Raw genomic sequence first — 18206 nt, forward strand, 5'->3', positions numbered from 1 at the left:
TAAATAACGGGATAACGATTGTCTGTGAAGAATGTTCATATCCGCCGAACACACCAAGCCCGTTGGCTACTCTTAATAACTTTCAGATTGTTAATGGTGGCCAAACAACACATGCTCTATTTGAAGCAGCGCAGGAAAATAAAGATAAAATAAAATCCGTACTCCTTCTTGTCAGAATATGCGAATCTAAGAAGGACTACCATATAACAGATAAGATTAGTGAAACTACAAATAGCCAAACGCCAGTTAGATCGCGCGATCTACACGCGAACGACCGGATACAACAAAAACTCGAAGAACAATTCAAGGCCATTGGCTACTATTATGAGCGCAAAAAGAATCAACACCAGTCGCAGGCTAAGGCGAAAAGGCTTGATGGCGAATTATTGGGACAGATTTGCTTGGCTTACTATCACGATATGCCATCAGAAGCAAAGAATCAGAAGGCAATCGTATATGGCGATAAATACAATGATGTTTTCAAAGAAAACGAGATCAGTGCTGTAAAGATGTTATTGCCATACAGACTTTTCCTGCCACTTGAGAAAATGAAAAAAGAAATCCAACGGAAGAAAAGAAACAAAGAAGCCATAAATGAAAAAGAAGCGTTCATTTCACGCGCAATCTTTCATCTATTGAATGTCTGCAAGTTAATCGTTGAGAAGAAACACGTAAATATGGCCATAGACAAGAATATAGATAGGGTTCTTAAACAGGCCATTGCTATTGTCAATAAGGTAGTAGTAAAAGAAGCCAAGAAACGTGGCGAACTCTATACTCATGATAAGTTTTTCAAGGAAATTCAAACAAACAAAATAATCCGCGAGTTTGCTTTAAAACAGCTGGAAAAGTAGATCAGGATAGTAATAACCTGACTCGATAGCGACGCGTTGATACGAGTATAGGCAAGATATTAATTTCAAAACCTTTGGACTGTTGATTTGCATGGACATACTATACAAATACAGATCAGCAAATGAGTTTACCGAGAATATTTTAAAAAATAATTCTATTTGGCTTTCAAGGCCAGATAGCCTAAATGAGGGATCATCACTGGGGTCGGACCAAGCTAATTACTTGAAACTTGAAGTAATGAATAGAAAGACTGGTCGATTTTTAGCCTTAGAATGCTCTTTTTGACAGGCAAAAGATAGCTTGAAGGAGAGAAGCGAGATGCGGATGCTGCTTCTTACAGGCCGCTTTTGGGGCAGGAAAAGAATGGTTTTAAGCGCAGAAAATATCTTCTTTTTGGAAGGATAGCATTTGAAAAGCAAAAGCTAGCGTGGTCCGACATGGAAATTGATATCTTTGTAGAGATTTTATTCATCCTGTGAAAAAATTACCACCGTGTACGGCCCAATGCCGATTCCGCCGGAGCAGGGCAGCCCGTCGGCTCCTTCCGCACGGGTTACGACGTCAGTGGTGGGATGGTTGGCAAAATGGGGGTCATAATTGTAGGAGTCACTGTTAAAGCGGGTCTTCCACAACCCTGCTCGCGGAAAACCGATGACATAACCATCGCGATTTTGGTTCGTCATATTAACCACCACAATGGAGCTATCTTTTGGGCCCTGTTTGTCCGAACGATGGAAGGCGATGACTTTGGCCTCATGGTCAACATGATAGATATGCATGGTTTGACCGCATAACCCCCGCGTTACGCCTGAGAGGTTGCGTCGCAGGGCAATCAGGTCCCGATACATGCTGAGAATACCATTTTCCGCGGCAGTTCTAGACCAATCAATCGGGTCCTTATCCTGAAACCAGCGATCTTCAAGCAACTCCTGTCCTTGAAAAATCATCGGAATGCCAGGCGAAGTAAGAACAAGCGCAGCTCCTAATGTGGAACGCTTCTTGGAAAACCAGCTGTCCACATTACCCGGCCATATCTCTTCCGGCACGCGTGCCCGGCCATTCGCAACCTCGTCGTGCGACTCAGTATAAATGACCCGCCTGAAGACGTCCGGGTCGTAGCGGTGCTCGATAGCTTTGACGACCTCGCCTAGATCACGGTCTTTATCATCACGTACGATGACGGCCTGACGAACGGGGTGAACAAATTCGGCATCCCATTGCGCATTGAAGCCTAAGCCGCCCGCTCCCGCATCTTTAGTAACCCAGGGGTTATTCCTCATGCTCTCACCGATGCTGATCTTGCCCGGAAATTTTTTTTGGATTTCCCCATTGATCCACTGCATCAGGCTCCAGCCTTCGGGAATATCATTAGCCGGATTTCCTTCATTACCGTCAATGCTGCTGATATAGATTATCATGTCCCAACGCAGGCCGTCGACGTGATATTCCTCGAACCACATGAGAGCGTTATCGCGTAAATACTGGCGCACTTCACTGCGGCCATAATCAGGTCGTGTATCGCCCCAGGGTGTTTTCGAGCGGTGATCGTTGTAAAAGTAAATCCCACCCTTCTCATTTTCGCTCCAACCGTCAAACTGCCACAGATCAAGATTGTCCGGACCAAAGTGGTTGTAAACGACATCTACGATGATGGCGATCCCTTGATCGTGGGCCGACTTGACAAATCGCTTAAAAGCATCCGGTCCGCCATAAATGCTTGCGATGGTAAAAGGATGTGACGGATTGTACCCCCACGAAAAATCGCCCGCAAATTCCTTGATCGGCATCACTTCGATAGCATTGATACCTAGTTCTTTAAGGTAAGGAAATTTTTCAATGGCACTTTCAAACGTCCCCATGTGTCCTTTCTCTTTAACGTGAAAGGTACCGACGTGCATTTCGTAAATGACAAGCTCATTTCCCGTGGGCATCTGGAAGGTATCACCACCCCAATCGAAAGCTTGAGGCCCATAGATGATCCCGTTGCCCGTTGCGTTCGTCACCTTTCTGGCATAAGGATCAATGCGAGAGAGAGGAGGGAGCTTCCAATCAGCTGGCGTGTGAATCACATATCGGTACTCGTCTCCCATTTTTGCCTCTGGCACGTCAATAGACCAGTATCCGTTCTCCTCTCTGGCCAGAGATGGAGAAGTTTCCTTCCAGCCATTGAAGGAACCGACCACGTAAACCCTTTCAGCATGCGGCGCCCATACCCGAAAGGTCACACTCCTTGCATGGGGAATGGCCCCCATGCCCGATTGTCTTAATATTGTGCGATCTTCTTCTGCCATTTTCCCCTCCAATGTTTAATCTTTCCTGTCGGACCGGGCGCACTGATTAAACAGAAAGGAATGTCTTGCCAGGTGATCAGTTCGTCAGCCTGGCTCAGTTGAACTACGAGATCGCATCGCGAAAGACGGCCTTGCCTTCAGCCCGGGCTTTTCTGCGACCGTCTTCAGGTCTTCCCATGCCTCATCGCCGGCGGTCTTAAGATGAGAGAACTTGACCCTGAAGACCCGGGTCCCCCACGAACTACAAGACTTTTTCCCCCCGGATGATCCTGACCAGCACCACGACGATTGCGATCACCAGCAAAACATGGATGAACCCACCCATCGTGTAATTGCTCACCAAGCCCAGCACCCACAGAATCAGTAGTACCACGGCGATTGTCCACAACATATGATCCTCCTTTTGGATTGCTCATGCCCGTTGCCCACGCGCTCATCGGTCCGGCAATCTATGCGTACCTGAACTCAATCACCCGATGGGCAACCGGTTCTTAGGCTTCTCAAACCCTTTGCGTCGTTGACGGGTTTGGTCACTAGGTCCTTCCGGCTGTTTTCCCGCCCCTGCTCATTTGAACCTCGAGCTCGCGTCGTGGTAGGCCGTCTTCACGTCAGCCCAGGCCTTCTCCGCGCCTTTCTTGAGGTCTTCCCATGCCGCATCGCTGGCGGTCTTCAACTCTTTCAGCTTCGCCTTGGCTTCATTCTGCTTGCTCTGCAAGACCTCGATGGTTTTGTAATACTCGATCTTCGCGTCGGCCTTGGCATTGTCCGCCTTGGCCTTGAGCAGGCCGATCTGTGCGCCCCATTCCTTCAACTGCGCATCAAGCTTTTCTTCGTATGCTTTTCTTTTGTCGTTCATAGCAACCACCTCCTGAGTTTAATTTGGAAGTATTGACTCTTCTCTGCCTTTTTTCCCTTCTCGCGACCAGCAGCACGATGCCTGCAACAACGAGGACCATGCCTGACTGAACAACCTCGCGACTTTGTTCCGTCCGATGACCTCAGAACTTCTGACTCTTGCTGAACAGCCCGGAGGCTCCGCTGGGTGCGGGCGGCATCACCTCGACGATCTGCGGCCTGCTGCTCCCGTCATAACAGCGCACCGTAAAGTTGTGCTTGCCGGACTGGAACGGCCAGTCATAGCGCCAGAGCACCCATGTCGTTTGCGACAGGGGAGTCCTGATCGCGGCCTCCTGCCAGGGGCCGTTATCAACCTGCACCTCGACCTTCGAGATCCCGCGGGCTCCCGCGTGGGCGATCCCGCCGATGGGCACCAGTTTCCGCTGATCGGCGCTGATGATGGTCATATCAACGGCGATGGTGTCGATCACGGACGTTGCCTTCATCTTTGCGACCTTGTCCCAGCCGCGGACCACCCAGTAGCCCGGCTCCCAGTGGTCCATCGCCTCGATGGTCTCGATCCATTTGGGCTGCTTCATCCCGTGGAGGTCCGGCATGTAGACGCGCAGCGGAAAGCCGTGGTCCTCATGCAGCGGCACACCGTCCCAGGCATAGGCCAGCATAACCCGTTCGTCGGCCATGACCGTTTCCAGTGCCAGGGTCTCAAAAAAGCCGTCGGCGGAGCTGATCTTCAGGTGCGTGGCGCCGGGCTTCAGGCCGAGGTCGAGCAGGAAGCTCTTCAGGCTGACGCCGGTCCAGCGCGTCGTGCCGATCAGGTCCCCGCCCACGGGGTTTGAGATGCAGGACAGCGTGACGAACTGGTGCATGGGTTCGTAGCGCCGGAGCTCGTCCAGGGTGAGGGACAGGGGCTTATCGACCAGTCCCTTGATCTTGAGCCGCCACATCATCCCGTCGATCTTCGGCGGAGTCGTGTTGATATCGATGCGGTAGTGCCGCTCCAGGGGAGTGTATTCGGGCCGCGTGCCGGGCGCGGGCTTGACCGCTGCGTTTGCGTTCGGCAGAGCGTGCGTTGAGGACCAGGGCATGAGGCTCTCCATTTTCATCCGGCTGTGGCGCTCCGACAGGAGGCCCACCATCGCCCCGCTCACCGTGATGGTCGCCGTGAACCCGGCAAGACGGATGATGAATTGGCGCCGACTGACCCGCTGAACGGAGGATTCAAGGTCCGAACCCTGTTCACCGGTAACGCTGAAACCGGCCAGCCTCAGGTAAGTCCAGCCGAGTGCCATCCCCCATAAGGCAAAGACGAACAGGATCCAGAGCGCACTGACCACCGGCGGAGCCACGGCGGTCTTGCCGAGCGAGGCGCTGATGAGCACGGCGGGAATGGCCGCGAACAACCCGACGAGGAGGCCCAACGGGTAACTTAACCGGCCGCGAAGAACGCGCAGCACGCCGAAGAGAACCGCACCGGCAACAACGCCGGTGACAAAGAGGCCGACGATCCCCATGGCCTGCTCCATGAGCTTGGCGACGACCGACGTGGGGCCCAGGGAGAGACCGCGGATGGCGGCCACCATGGCGCCGATGACGAATTCAATGAACGCTCCCGGCAGGACGCGGGTCGTCCAGTCGAACACGTCAAAGGGGACGAAGGGCAGGTCCGCCAGCCGCCATCCCGCGTAAAAGACGGCGATCAGCGCCGCGGTCACCAATGCCCCGACCAGCGATCCCATGAGAACTCCCGGCGTGCCACGCATTTTCATGTTCTGTTCCTCTCTTTCTCGATGGATAGGGTTGTTATTATCAGTGTCATAATGATCTTGGACCCATCTGCGTAAATCTTTATAATCTGCGGATAAAATTCTTTTAGAACCTATCTATCCGCAGATGTCGTACCCTGCTGTTGCCAAAACGCGGGCACAAGCAGATGGACGCAGAAAAAAATGAAAAGACTTCTGGGTTTAAAACGGCAAGCCGAATCTAACGACTCTGCTTCTCACATTCATTCAGAATCTATCTGCGTTAATCTGCCTGCACCCAGCGCTTACGAGCGGGACCGCGAGTGCAGGGCGCGTAATCTGCGGATAAAAAATACGGTTTCTGACATCTTATGTAGCTCTTTCAACGGCACGTATCCCGAGCTGCGCGTCACCAGGGCAAGAGCGGCTGTCCGCAGGTGGGACACCGCTCCACTTCCCGGTGTTTCCTCAGATATTGCTGCACCGCGATGATGAAAGCGGCGTGGCTCCAGACGAGGGGGGAGACCGAGACCGCTTCTCCGCTCAGGGGGTCCACCTGCTCCGCGAGGACCCCCGACCGCAGCGCCCTCTCGGTAACCCATTTCAATACGCCGATCGACTCCCGCAGCTGGGTCCCGGTCTTCGCCTTTTCGACCAGGTATTGGGCATACCAGAGCGTGCTGATGATCCAGGGGTTGCCGGGGATGTCCGGGCTTGGCGCGGCCGCGCTCTGATAACGGTCGAGTTCGTACCGTGCCAGCCCGCCGAGCGTTGTCTTGCACCAGAGCTTTTCTTTCAGCGCCTCGATGGTATTGACGACCTTCTCGTCGGATGCCGGGAAAACTCCGAAGGCGAAGAGCCCGCAGAGGCTGGCATCGAGCTTGAGGTCCTTCTGAGGCGATCCGTCATGGTCTGAAATTCCGTTCATGAACCTCCCGGCTTCCTGGTCAAAGAGATGCTCCTCAAGCGCTCCCTTGAACCTATCGGCCGCTGCCTGGTATTTCTCCCAGAGCTCCGTTTCGCCCAGGGCCGAGGTAAAATTGGCGGCCGCTTTCAGCCCGGCGATAACAGCGCAGGTGGTAAAGGTGTGAATGCCGAGGCGCTCTTCCCAGAGGTCGTACGAGGGCAGGGGGAGCCACGTTCTCTGATCTGCGAAATCGCACAGGAAGTCCGCGCCGGCCTTGATGACCTTCCGGTACAGGGGCTTGATGAACTCAACGTCCTGGTACAGTTTATAGTGCTCCCAGAGCGCCCAGAGCACGAGCCCCGTCTCGTCCTCCTGGATGGGGAGATGGGGCTTTCCTTCCAGGACCCAGGGATGCCACGAACTGGCGAGGGAGCCGTCGGGGTTGTACTTGTGCATGAAAAAGCCGTTCCGCCCGATGATCTCGCCGCAGAATGCAAAGAACTTCTGCGCCGGTATCGGGAAGCCGGCGAGGTCGAGGGCGTGCGCCGCAAGCGCGCCGTCCCTTGGCCACATGTACGCATAGGTGTCCCGGGAGAACTGAAGGATGTCGGAGTCATTCGCGGCTATGACCGCGCCGTTGTCGCTGATGTGCGTCCTCAGGATGAGGAGGCTCCGCGTATACAGCCGGGTGACGGCATCGGGCAGATCGCCGAATTTCATGCGCTCCCGGTCGAGCCACAGCTTCCAGTAATCGGCTGTCCTCGCGATGAAATGTCCCGGCGTTCTCCGGACGACGAGATCGTTCAACCGCTTCACGCCTTTCCAGTCAACGCAGGCCGCCATCCAGTACCAGGCCTGCGCAGTCTGGTCGGGCGGGATTGTCATATGCACGGCGCAGACCGAGTCCACCGAACCCTGCGAAACAGGATTGCCGGAAAGAACTCCGTCTTCGGCGTCGACCCAGGTTCCGCTCAGACCCTTTGATTCTTTTATCCCCGTTGCAAACTGGTCGACACCGACTCCCTTTTCCGTCAGGGCATTGACGAAAAAATATCTTTTCCCCTTGTAATGGAGAAGCCCCTTCTCTTCCGGCTTGAAGCAGACCGTATCGCCGATCTCCGAGCCGTAGATGTGGAAATCATGATGGAAAAAGAGGCGGAGCTCGATGGGCTGCGGCGTGAGGTTCTTTACAGAGATCTCCCGCACGTAGAGATTCTCGTGGAAGTCAACGACATCCCTCATCGTGATGTTCAGGCCGAGGGAATTGCTCACAAGCCCGATCCTGGCCACGAGGGTGTCATCCTCGTAGTCCAGCGAGCGCTCCCATCCCTCCCCGTCGATCCAGGAGAATACGCCGTTCGCCCAGACGCCGACCCTGAAGGCATGGCCCTGGGCGTGGTTCTCACTGCCCACGCTTGGGAAGCAGAGCTCCCGCACAAGCCCTGTCTTATCATACAGGATCAACAGGGAGCCGTTCCCTATCGGTATGTCCCTCGGCATGCCATCTTACCTTTTCGGCGTTTTAGTGATGAAAGAATGAGAGCTGCGCGATGAGCCGGCCAAATGGATCTCTTTCAGAAATATATCATAGGATCGGGCGGGTAAGTACGAGCAGGTCACTAAAATCTTTTTTCGTCTTTGCGAACGAAGCGAAGCAATCTCAGCGTTAAGTAAATCAATAAATTCGAGATTGCCACGTCGCGAAAAAAGCTGCTCGCAATGACAGTTTGAGAGTACAGGCACGGGAGCAGGATAAAACCAAAGTCTGAGTACAGTTCCGAGGGAGATGACTAGAAAGAAGCCTCGTGGACCGGCAGGGTGAACGTGAAGGTCGTGCCCCTGTTGACCCGGCTGCTGACCTCGATGCCGCTCCCGTGAAGCTTGAGGATTCTCTTCACAATGGCAAGGCCGAGTCCTGATCCCGATTCGTTCGCCAGTGCGCTGCGATCGCGCTGGGGAAAACGGTCGAACAGATGGGGAATGGCCTCAGAAGGAATGCCCAAGCCGGTATCGGATACCTGCACCTTCACCCGGTCATTCTCGAGAGAAGCGGCGACGCTGATCATTCCGTCCCTCGGCGTAAAGCGCAGGGCATTTTCGATCAGATTGTCGAAAACCCGTTCGGTAAGCCCGATGTCGGCGGAAATCAGGGGGAGGTCCCCCGTGATGTCCATCCGGAGCGCGACCTTTCCCTTCTCCGCAGCGAGCTTGAACTTCTGGAGTATGTCCTGGATGAGTTCCGCCAGGGAAAAGGGCTCAAGCCGGACCTGGACATCGGGCGAATCCAGCTTCGCCAGTTCAAAGAGCCCGGCCACGAGCTTGCCGAGCTGGTCGGAGCGCTTGATGGCGGTCGCAAGATAGCTCCGCTGCTCCCCGGCCGAAAGCGATCCCTCTTTCATCAGCAGCGTCTCGAGATAGCCATGGAGCGAGGCGAGCGGGGTGCGAAGATCGTGGGCGATGTTCGCCAGGTATTCCCGCCGGTGCCAGTCTGACTGTTTCAATTCCGCTATCAGAAGAACGATCCGGTCCGCCATCTCCTTGAAGATGATCGAGAGTCTGTCGATCTCGTTTCCCGATGCGGTCTTGACGCCCCGCATGAAAGGGGGAGCCGCGGAGAAATCATACCTTCGGAAGTCCTCCATCGCCGATGTAAGCTGCCGGAGCGGCCTCGTCATCCGGTTGAACAGGAGGAGCGCCGCCAATAAGGCAAACAGCAGGCCACCCGCGGCGGCCCAGAGACTGAGACGGAGGATGTAGCTGCCCCGGAGCATCTGGGCCTCGGTATCGAATTCCTCGCCTGCCAGGATGATGTACAGATAGCCCTGCATCCGGTTGTCCAGGGTGATCGGAGCCGCGGAAAATATCTTCTTCTGGGAAGGGTCGCGCGGGTCGTCTCCCAGGATGGGCAAAGCAGGGGCGCCCGCAAGCAATTGCCTGACGGGCTCCAGGGAGACCGATTTCCTCTTCACCTTGCCGGGCGGCGCGGAGTATGCCACGATCCTGCCCTCCGGGTCGAGCAGATAGACCTCGATCACGGGGTTCACGACCATGAGCATGTGAAAAATGTTTCGCAGGGCCTCTTCATCGACCCTGCCGTCCTTCATCAGGATCTTTTCCGAAACCAGGTGCTGCGCCAGGATCCGGTTGAGCCTCTGGTTCACCTCCTGGAAATAGAGCCGGGTGGTGTAGAGCGTGAGCAGGAGGTACAGGACGCCGACAAGCAGGAAAAGCCCGAGCAGCACAGCGGCCAGTCTCGTATAGAGGTTCTTGAACATGACATTCTTCTCCGGCTAAAACTGGTCTTCCAACCACAGGTTCGCTTCGCGAACAGACGGATGAACACCGATAAAAAATGAGCTTCAGGCGTTGAGATAGCGAACCCGGGCCCATCCGATTGCGCCTGTCCTGCCCTCGAACGGTTTCACCCAGGGTCGTGGTCCGTGGTTCCCTTTACGGTTCTTTCTCCCCTTCCCCTCCCTCGGAGAACTTGTAACCGACACCGCGGACGCTCAAAATGTAGCGGGGCGCCGCGGGATCGTCCTCGATCTTTGCCCTGAGGCGATTTATATGGGAATTGACCGTGTGCTCGTAGCCCTCGTATCCATAGCCCCATACAACGCTCAGCAGTTCCGATCTCGTATAGACCCGGCCGGGATGGCGGGCAAAGTGGTGCAGGAGGTCGAACTCCTTGGCAGTGAGCGCCACCGGTTCTCCCTTGAGCGCAACCTTTCTTTTCGCCGCATCGATCACGAGATCCCCGGCGGTGATCGCCGTCTGCGGCTCCTTCGAAGCCTCCGATCGGATCGCTTCCAGGCGCCGGAACAGGGCCTTGACCCGCGCGAGAAGCTCCCGGATACTGAAGGGCTTGGTCAGATAGTCATCGGCGCCGATCTCGAGTCCCAGGACCCGGTCGAGCTCGGAAGATTTCGAAGTCAGCATCAGGATCGGCGTATAGGCGGAGCCGGCCCTCACCTGCCGGCAGATCTCCAGGCCATCGACGCCGGGAAGCATCAGATCAAGGATGATCAGGTCGAAGTGCCGCGCGAAGGCCTGTTCGAGGCCTGCTTTGCCGTCATGGGCCAGGCTCACTTCATACCCCGCGTCCCTCAGGTGAAGCTCGACGAGGCGGGCGATGTCTTTATCATCCTCAATGACGAGGATCTTCCGCGGCATGCGATAGTACTCCTTTCTGCTTAAGAATATCATAAAACGGTGTGACGCCGCACTAATAAGGAATGCCCATGCCTAATGGGCACGAGACATGTGACGCGCATTAAAAGGGCCATTTGAAGCAGCGCTCGTGCATGAGAATAAAAACCGGGGATAAAGAGGATAAAAGTAGCACTATATTGTGGGATGTGACGTAATTGTGACGCAAATGTTATTGCAATAAACGGAGTGTTATTCCCCGGCGTGATATACTAGGAGTTATACAGTTGCAGAATCGTGAAACAAGTCCTGACGAAAGAGGTGCTACCATGAAAAAAAAACTTATTCTGACGATTACAATCGCAGCTACCCTGTTCACGGGTTCAGCCTATGCAGGCGAGGGCGGCCCCGCAGCCAGGGAGGAGAATGGCATTACGGTGTTCAGCACGGGTCCCATAGCATTCGACGATGGCGCAATAGGACCGGCAGTTATGGGTGATGCCTATGTTGAAGGCTCCGCAGCGGGTGGCATGCGGGAAGATGAGTCTGCACTCGAGCCGAACAATGGCATTACCCTGTTCAGCATCGGTCCCGTGGCATTGGACGATGCTGCAATAGGACCGGCCGCAATAAGCAGCCCCACTGTTGAAGGCTCCGCAGCGGGTGGCATGCGGGAAGATGAGTCAGCTCTCGATCCGTATAACGGCATTACCCTGTTCAGCACGGGCCCCGTGGCGTTCGACAACGGTACCACCGAACCCCTGCGATAGGATCGTACAGGTAGGGTTGCAGGGCCGTCATGCACTCTCAGGACAGGCGAAGTAAAAGGCCTGTTCGCGCATTGATCGATTCTCTGGCAGGCTGTTCTGCAGTCTGCCAGAGAATGCGATTGTCGGGCATGATCACGACAAAAGGCATGCGGAGTGAATAAACGCGTTCCATCCCCTTTCTTCCCCGAGGCCTCAGGGTCTTCGCGACCGGTGTCGGTGTGGAGAAGATCATGAGGCAGTCCATCGGCATTCCGGTTCCCTGTTCCTGCAAAGTCCTCGTGCGGCCGTTGTCTTTCCTGGTTCCACCTCCCGGTTTCGGTTGTGACGGCATTAAAGATATCCGGAGAAATGCCGATACGATATCAGCGGGAGGTCGGCATGGTAAAGGTATACGGTATTTTCCAGATCACCGGATCCGGGGAATGGAAGCTGAGCATCGAAGTACACCAGGACGGGCGCCTCGCAGGTTTTGTGGAGCGTGTAAGAACGCGGTCTGGTAAGTGCATCCGGACGCGGAATCTGCAGGGCGAGGTCATGGAAGGCGAATGTCTCGCGTGGCTGTCGAAACAGACTGCGTGATGGATTTATCGGGGTCCCGGCAGCGTTTTTCCGGCTGAGGGGCAGTAACTGCGGCGTTCTACCGCGCTTGAACCGCGGTCTGCACCGTCATTTCTTTCCCGTTCCTCGTAAAGCTGATCGATAACTTCTCACCGGGTTTTGCTCTCTTCAAGGCGTCAGAGAAATCCTTCAGATCATTCACCGCCTGCGAGTCGATGCCCGTGATGACATCGCCCTCCCGCATTCCCGCAAGCGCCGATGGAGATCCTTCGGCCACACCCGACAGCCTGACTCCCTTGCCGTGAAAAGAAAAATCCGGGATCGTCCCGAGGCTCACCTTGCGCTCGGTCTTCGGTCCTGCCGGTGGTGCTTCCCCGGGCTTCAGCGTCGAAGTCAAAGGCGCTTCGCGTCCTGAAAGATATTCGACGACCTCTTTGGTCACCGATGCCGCCTTGACGAGTCCGGCGGAATCGATCGTGTCGATCGTATCCGATGGACGATGATAGTCGAGGTGAGGCCCTGAAAAGAGCTGGACAGCGGGCACGCCCGCTTCCTGGAAGCTCATCTGATCGCTCGAGTCGAGATTTTCCGAGACCATATCGATCTCGACGCCGGTCACGAACCACGCGCCCCGGAAGATGTGCACCCACTCCTTCGCCGAGCTTCCGCCGAGCACGAGCAGTTTCTTCCTGCCGAGCCTGCCCACGGTATCGAGGTTCACCATGCCGATGCAGTTCGAGACAGGATAGGCGCGCCCGTACTTGATGTAATAGTTCGACCCGAGCTTGCCTTCCTCCTCGCCGGTGAACGCCGCAAAGACGATGTTCCGGTCGGGTTTCAGGGTTTCCTTCAGCACCCGCGCAAGCTCCAGCAGCACGGCCACGCCGCTGGCATTGTCATCCGCGCCGGGATGGATCCTGCCCCGGTCCTCGGTCCGGCCGATGTTCATTCCCATTCCCAGGTGATCATAGTGCGCTCCGATGACGACGCTCTGGCTGCTGAATTTCCGGTTCATTCCGCGGATGACGCCGATCACGTTCTTCATCACGATCCCGCGTGAAGGGTCTTTCCAGGCCTGGAAAAAACTTCCGTCATCACCACCCGGCAGCAGCCCCGCCTGCTTGAACTGTAGAGCGAGGTATCCGGCGGCCCTGTCGATCTCCGGCGTGCCGATCTCCCTGCCCTTGAGCATTTCGCCCGCCAGGAGCCTGATCGTTTCCATCATCCGTTCTTCCGAATAGACCGGCGGCAGCGAAGCCAAAGCCTCACGCGGGGCGAGCCTAGCCATCTCGACATGCTTGGCATCCAGGAAGGCGGTGAGCGGAGAATCGACAACGGGCCAGCGGCCTTTTGCGACATTCGCGGGCTCGTCGCCTTCGAAGGCGAGATAGCTGTACTTGTGATAGTGGGGGAGCTTCCGGCCGAGACCGGGGAGCGGTTCCGGCCGGTCAGCGGCGATGAACAGCAGACCCGCGTCCCTGTTCCCGGGATTCCGGGCGGTAAGAACCACGGAGTGGTTCATCTTCGCGATCGCGGTCCTGTTGATCCTGATGGCCTTGGCCCCGAACGAGACCTCGTACTCCTTCCACGCGGGCTCCAGGCCTTGCAGGAACCTGTTCTCCCATCCCAGGACAGCCACTGCCCGGTCGATCGGCAGTTTCGAGACCTCACTGTCGAGCTTCACGTCGACCGCATCAGGGCCCGCGTCAGCAAGGTCCTGCGCAAATGCCCGGTATGCATCGAGCATCTTTTTGCCCGCGATTGCAGGCAGAATGACGAGCATCTTCTTCGCCCCCAGCGGCTGGGTGATAGCAGGAGGGACCTCGCCGCGGTCGAGCCTGCGGAACAGGTCGAACTCGGGGTCGATGTCGAGCCGGAGCGCGCGTGACGGGACAGCCAGCTCGAACTCCCTCTCGCCCTCGTTCATTTCCACGACAGTCTGGTACGCCTGTTCCGCGTGCTCCAGCGTCACGGCAACGGGAATATGCATGCGGTAGGGTCTTCCCTGCTGGACCTGCCTCATCCGGAATGCGATTATCGAGCCGTTGCCATCCTTCGATCCCTGTCCGTTGCTCCTTGGCCGTACGTTCTCCAATCGTATCTCCGGCGCCCCGGTCTTCGTTATCCATTGGTCGAATTCCGCCTTGAGATCTCTACCCGAGGAGGCAGAGAAGCTTTTATCGATATCAGCGAAGGTGGCGTAATGGAATTTGTAGTCCCGGTAAAAATCGCGAAGGCCCTTGATGAAGGCCTTGTCTCCCAGCTCGAGCCTGAGCATATGGAAGAACATGAGCGCCTTGCCGTATCCCACCGCCTCCGTCGAGGGGCTGTGACGCGCCGTGAACCGGGTAAGCGGGAAGTCGCGTCCGCTCGAGACGTAATCCGCGTATTTCTGGAGCGTGGTCAGGCGGTAGTCCGCTCCCTGGCCCTGCTGCTCCTTCAGCAGATGGTCGGCGAGGTAGGCGGTGATCCCCTCCGACCAGTTGCCCTTCTCGTACACCGGGTACACGCTGTTGCCCCACCAGTTGTGCAGGATCTCGTGGGGATAGGAGGTGTTGATGATAAAAGGCAGCCGGAGCACGGTGGGGCCGAGAAGGGTGAAGGACGGCATGCCGAAGCCGGTCTCCCAGAAGTTCTCGACGAGCGCGAACTTGGCGTAGGGATAGGGTCCGATCAGCCTGTCGTACATCGCGATGTACTGCATCGTGGCGTCCAGGTACCTGGACGCGAGACCCTCGTCGGGTGTGCGGAGATAGACCATGGCCGTGAGCTTGCCCTTTGTCTTCTCATACGTCTTGAACCGGGAAGCGATAAGATAGATTTCGTTCTGCGGCTCCGGCGAATCCCATTCAACGCTTTCGCCGGTTTTCATCCTGTCCCGGAGCCTGCGGCCGCCCTGGCTGACCGCGTCCCATTCAACGGGCAGGACGATCGTGAGGGTAAAAGTGAAAAAATCGGTTTCGAGCAGGGGATACCATGCCGAGCTTGCGGCAAGGTACACGCCCTCCCCGGCGATACTGCCCGGCGTCTGGTCGAACCCCCGGGCCTGGTTCTGGCTCGCGATGAGGGGATGGTAGATGCTTCCGGAATAGGCGACGGTGAACGTGTTTGCCCCCCGGGGCAGCGTGACGAGGAACACTTCGAGAGGCGCGTCCGCATCCTGTCGGGCTTTCTTCCGGATGTGCACACCGGGATCAGGGGATGACGGATTGAGTCCCGCGTGCAGGGCAAAGGTGAATTCCCGCGGGAAGTCCCCGGGCACCGTGATCGTGTCGGAGGCGCTCAGCTTGTGGCGTCCGGGATCGAGTGACACCGTGAGCGTATGATGAGGCAGTCCGGCAGCGTGAAGGACGAGGGGATGCCAGGCGAGGAGCAGGACAATGGCGAGCATGAACAGCGGGCGCGGGAGGCTGTTCTGCCTGAGCCTGAGGACGTATCCGGCGCGTTCGGTCAAGCAGCGGGAATCAGGCGTCGAACAGCATCGAGAAGGGCGGCCATTGGGCGTCCGAGGCATCACTGTTTTCTCCTTATCGTGATAGAATGATTTTATTATACCCGCGAAATGTGTTCATATCAATCGCACCGGTCTCATCTCCTGTCGTTATGAATTTTGAGTCGCCGAAAAGACCGCCAACCGGTTTCAGCAACATGGTATCATAGGAACACGCGGCCTCGGCAGCGAAGAGAGCGCGGGGATTGAGTTCATCGGGCTGTGACGGCTGAAGCAGAACAGGGAGGGAACATGATCCGCTATACCGGTGTGAACCACCTAGCCCTGGCCACGGGGAACATGGATGAGACCATCCGGTTCTGGAGGGACCTGCTCGGCATGAGGCTCATTGCCGGCCTCGGCAAGCCCGGCTACCGCCAGTACTTCCTCCAGGTCTCGGACCACGACATGATCGCTTTTTTCGAATGGCCCGGCGTGAGCCCTGTCGAAGAGAAGGAGCACGGGCGTCCGGTGAAGGGGCCCTTTGCCTTCGACCACGTTGCCTTCGGCGTGCAGGACGAGGACGAACTCTGGAAACTGAAGGAGCGGTTCGAGGCCGCCGGGATATGGGTCTCCGAGGTCATCGACCACGGGTTCATTCACTCGATCTATTCCTTTGACCCCAACGGCATTCCCGTGGAGTTCAGCTATTATGTCCCCGGCACCGATGTGCGGAAGAGCCCTCTCATGGCGGACCGGGAGCCAACGCTCCTGGCAAGGGAGGGCGCCGAGCCGCGGTTCGACCGGTGGCCTGCCGCTGCAGCGCCGACGCCGAGAGAGAAGCGCAGGATCTACCCCGGCGCGGGAAGCGAGCTGTTCCACGGGAAAAAGACAAACGCATGAACATGCTTGTCCCCGTCCGAACGGGTTCGAGTCCGGGATCGAACCTGGGCGAGGACCTGTATCCCGCGACTTGCAATCCCCCGGCTCCTGCCGGAGATAATGCGTCGTAGTCCGCACCCTGCACTCGCGCTTATCACACTCGTCAACTCTGGGTGCAGACGGGAAATCGTATTCTTAAAGCGAGCCCCGGGGACTCCTCTGATCTGAAACAGTTTCTCTCTCGGGTATCACACAACAAAGGCGGGGAGGGCCCCCGCCTTTGTTATTGAATCCCGCGACTTGCAATCCCCCGGCTCTTGCCAGGGGTAATGCGTCGTAGTCCGCGGGAGGTCGCGTTCTTAAAGGGAGCCACCGGCTCCTGCCGGTGGGGGCTCCACTCATTTTGTCGATGAGCTATTTGATCACTCCGCAGGCCACCCTGCCACCGCCGCCTCCGAGGGGCGCCGGCGCGTCCGCGTAATTGTCTCCGCCCGCATGGATCATGATCGAGCGGCCCCTCACGTCAGACAGCTTGAGGCGCGGCGCGACCACGGGAGCCGTCGCCTTGCCGTCCTTGTCCACGACGAGAGCGGGCAAATCGCCGAGATGGCCCTTGCCCATGGGGCCTTCGTGCTTGCCGGACGCCATGGGATCATAGTGTCCGCCGGCCGCGAAACCCGCAGCAGGTTTTCCGTCCTTCATGCCCGGACCGCAGTCCGGTTTGTCGTGCACATGAAAGCCGTGGACTCCCGGTGCCAGGTCCGTGAGGGCAGGGGCCAGCTTGAGGCCCTGAGGCGTGTCGCTCAGGGTGATGGAGCCGATCGTCTTGCCGATGCCCTGATCGGAAATGAGGTTCAGGGGAACCACGGTCTCGTCTGCGAACAGGGCGGGAGCGAGTGCCAGGACCATGCCGAGCGCTGCTGCTGCAATGAACAGTTTCATGGGTAATTCCTCCTTTCGGCGGCAGAGCAATGCCGCGTCATTTTCCAAGTATACCACAGAGAAACTGCTGCTCCGCTGAGTCGGCGGCCGTGATCCTTGTTTTCCAGCCGTCTCGGAATGCTACGGATGAAAAGCATTCAATCCGACGTTTTCGGCATCATGCCGAACTGCCCTCCGGCCGGAGCGACCACCTCGAGCCTGTCTATGCCGTGTTTGCTGAACTCCTCCATATACCGCTCTTCGATTGGTGTTTCCAGGTCGAACCGCTGATCGGCGGGCAGCGTGCTCAGGTTCTCGAATCCGCCGACCTGGCGCGCCACGTCCCGCTCGGTGAAACGAAAGATCAGTTCGTGCCAGAAGGTCTCGTCCGCGTATTCGTCCAGGAACGTGTGGACCAGGGACGGCTCCGGGGAGTCTGAGGCGGGAACATATTTCCCCAGGTCGGCATCATGCACGATCCTGCTGCCCTGTCCCATGGCATCGGCGAGGGCGTAGATCTTCTGGATCACCTTTTCGTGCTCCCTGGTCCGGGCATCGCCGTCCTTGTGATCGGTAAGGACCGCGCTGGCTATGATGATCAGGTCCAGCAAGAGCGCATATTCTTCCCTGGTGATTTCCACGTTCATGAAAGCCTTTCCTGCCGTTGTTCGGCATCAGGGACAAGGACGGGCCGACCGGAGGCGGGCTCGTCCTCCCGGCCGGTCATGCAGCCATTCCATCATGCAGCTTCCGGCAAACCGCGCATCGAGGCGCAGACAGCGTTCTCCGCGTCCGTCTCGGGCGGAGAGGAATGCCGGAACCGCTCCCGTGCGGTAAACTACT

General features: G+C 57.0%; 14 protein-coding genes. 4 read left to right on the top strand and 10 right to left on the bottom strand.

The window, feature by feature from the left end; all coding sequences use genetic code 11:
• On the top strand, positions 1 to 854 hold an 854-nt coding region (locus tag VL197_11450; protein HUJ18595.1), incomplete at its 5' end, for an AIPR family protein.
• A gap of 465 nt (positions 855 to 1319) precedes the next feature.
• On the opposite strand, the gene VL197_11455 is transcribed toward VL197_11450, so the two are convergent.
• The 7 genes from VL197_11455 to VL197_11485 form a co-directional block, all read right to left on the bottom strand.
• Entirely contained in the window at positions 1320 to 3146 is a 1827-nt protein-coding gene (locus tag VL197_11455) for an alpha-amylase family glycosyl hydrolase (protein ID HUJ18596.1), read from the bottom strand.
• 241 nt (positions 3147 to 3387) lie between these two features.
• Entirely contained in the window at positions 3388 to 3537 is a 150-nt protein-coding gene (locus VL197_11460) for a lmo0937 family membrane protein (protein ID HUJ18597.1), read from the bottom strand.
• A 174-nt stretch (positions 3538 to 3711) separates the two neighbouring features.
• Positions 3712 to 4002, bottom strand: coding sequence for a coiled coil domain-containing protein (locus tag VL197_11465; protein ID HUJ18598.1), 291 nt, complete (start codon positions 4000 to 4002; stop codon positions 3712 to 3714).
• A gap of 142 nt (positions 4003 to 4144) precedes the next feature.
• Positions 4145 to 5770 carry a molybdopterin-dependent oxidoreductase gene (locus tag VL197_11470; protein HUJ18599.1) on the bottom strand — a complete coding sequence of 542 codons (1626 nt, stop codon included), beginning with the start codon at positions 5768 to 5770 and terminating at the stop codon, positions 4145 to 4147.
• Positions 5771 to 6155: 385 nt separating this feature from the next.
• The gene (locus VL197_11475) at positions 6156 to 8153 is read right to left on the bottom strand and encodes a glycoside hydrolase family 15 protein (protein HUJ18600.1); all 1998 of its coding nucleotides are present in this window, start codon (positions 8151 to 8153) and stop codon (positions 6156 to 6158) included.
• A gap of 290 nt (positions 8154 to 8443) precedes the next feature.
• The gene (locus VL197_11480) at positions 8444 to 9928 is read right to left on the bottom strand and encodes a HAMP domain-containing sensor histidine kinase (GenBank protein ID HUJ18601.1); all 1485 of its coding nucleotides are present in this window, start codon (positions 9926 to 9928) and stop codon (positions 8444 to 8446) included.
• A 175-nt stretch (positions 9929 to 10103) separates the two neighbouring features.
• The gene (locus VL197_11485) at positions 10104 to 10826 is read right to left on the bottom strand and encodes a response regulator transcription factor (protein ID HUJ18602.1); all 723 of its coding nucleotides are present in this window, start codon (positions 10824 to 10826) and stop codon (positions 10104 to 10106) included.
• A 305-nt stretch (positions 10827 to 11131) separates the two neighbouring features.
• Here VL197_11485 and VL197_11490 point away from each other — a divergent pair, with 305 nt between their 5' ends.
• Positions 11132 to 11572 (top strand): hypothetical protein, encoded by a 441-nt coding sequence (locus VL197_11490; protein HUJ18603.1) that lies wholly within the window; start codon positions 11132 to 11134, stop codon positions 11570 to 11572.
• A 378-nt stretch (positions 11573 to 11950) separates the two neighbouring features.
• A complete protein-coding gene (locus tag VL197_11495; GenBank protein ID HUJ18604.1) occupies positions 11951 to 12151 on the top strand; it encodes a hypothetical protein in 201 nt (66 codons plus the stop codon).
• A gap of 58 nt (positions 12152 to 12209) precedes the next feature.
• On the opposite strand, the gene VL197_11500 is transcribed toward VL197_11495, so the two are convergent.
• The gene (locus VL197_11500; protein ID HUJ18605.1) at positions 12210 to 15584 is read right to left on the bottom strand and encodes a M20/M25/M40 family metallo-hydrolase; all 3375 of its coding nucleotides are present in this window, start codon (positions 15582 to 15584) and stop codon (positions 12210 to 12212) included.
• A gap of 288 nt (positions 15585 to 15872) precedes the next feature.
• On the opposite strand from VL197_11500, the gene VL197_11505 reads away from it, so the two are divergent.
• Positions 15873 to 16463 carry a VOC family protein gene (locus VL197_11505; GenBank protein ID HUJ18606.1) on the top strand — a complete coding sequence of 197 codons (591 nt, stop codon included), beginning with the start codon at positions 15873 to 15875 and terminating at the stop codon, positions 16461 to 16463.
• Between the two features lie 393 nt (positions 16464 to 16856).
• On the opposite strand, the gene sodC is transcribed toward VL197_11505, so the two are convergent.
• Both sodC and VL197_11515 read right to left on the bottom strand, forming a co-directional pair.
• Positions 16857 to 17384, bottom strand: coding sequence for a superoxide dismutase [Cu-Zn] SodC (gene sodC / locus VL197_11510; protein ID HUJ18607.1), 528 nt, complete (start codon positions 17382 to 17384; stop codon positions 16857 to 16859).
• Positions 17385 to 17521: 137 nt separating this feature from the next.
• Positions 17522 to 18010: a hypothetical protein gene (locus tag VL197_11515; GenBank protein ID HUJ18608.1), complete on the bottom strand. Its 489-nt coding sequence runs from the start codon at positions 18008 to 18010 to the stop codon at positions 17522 to 17524.
• Between the last annotated feature and the right edge of the window lie 196 nt (positions 18011 to 18206).

The organism is Nitrospirota bacterium (genome assembly GCA_035516965.1).
Taxonomy (GTDB): Bacteria; Nitrospirota; UBA9217; order UBA9217; family UBA9217; genus MHEA01.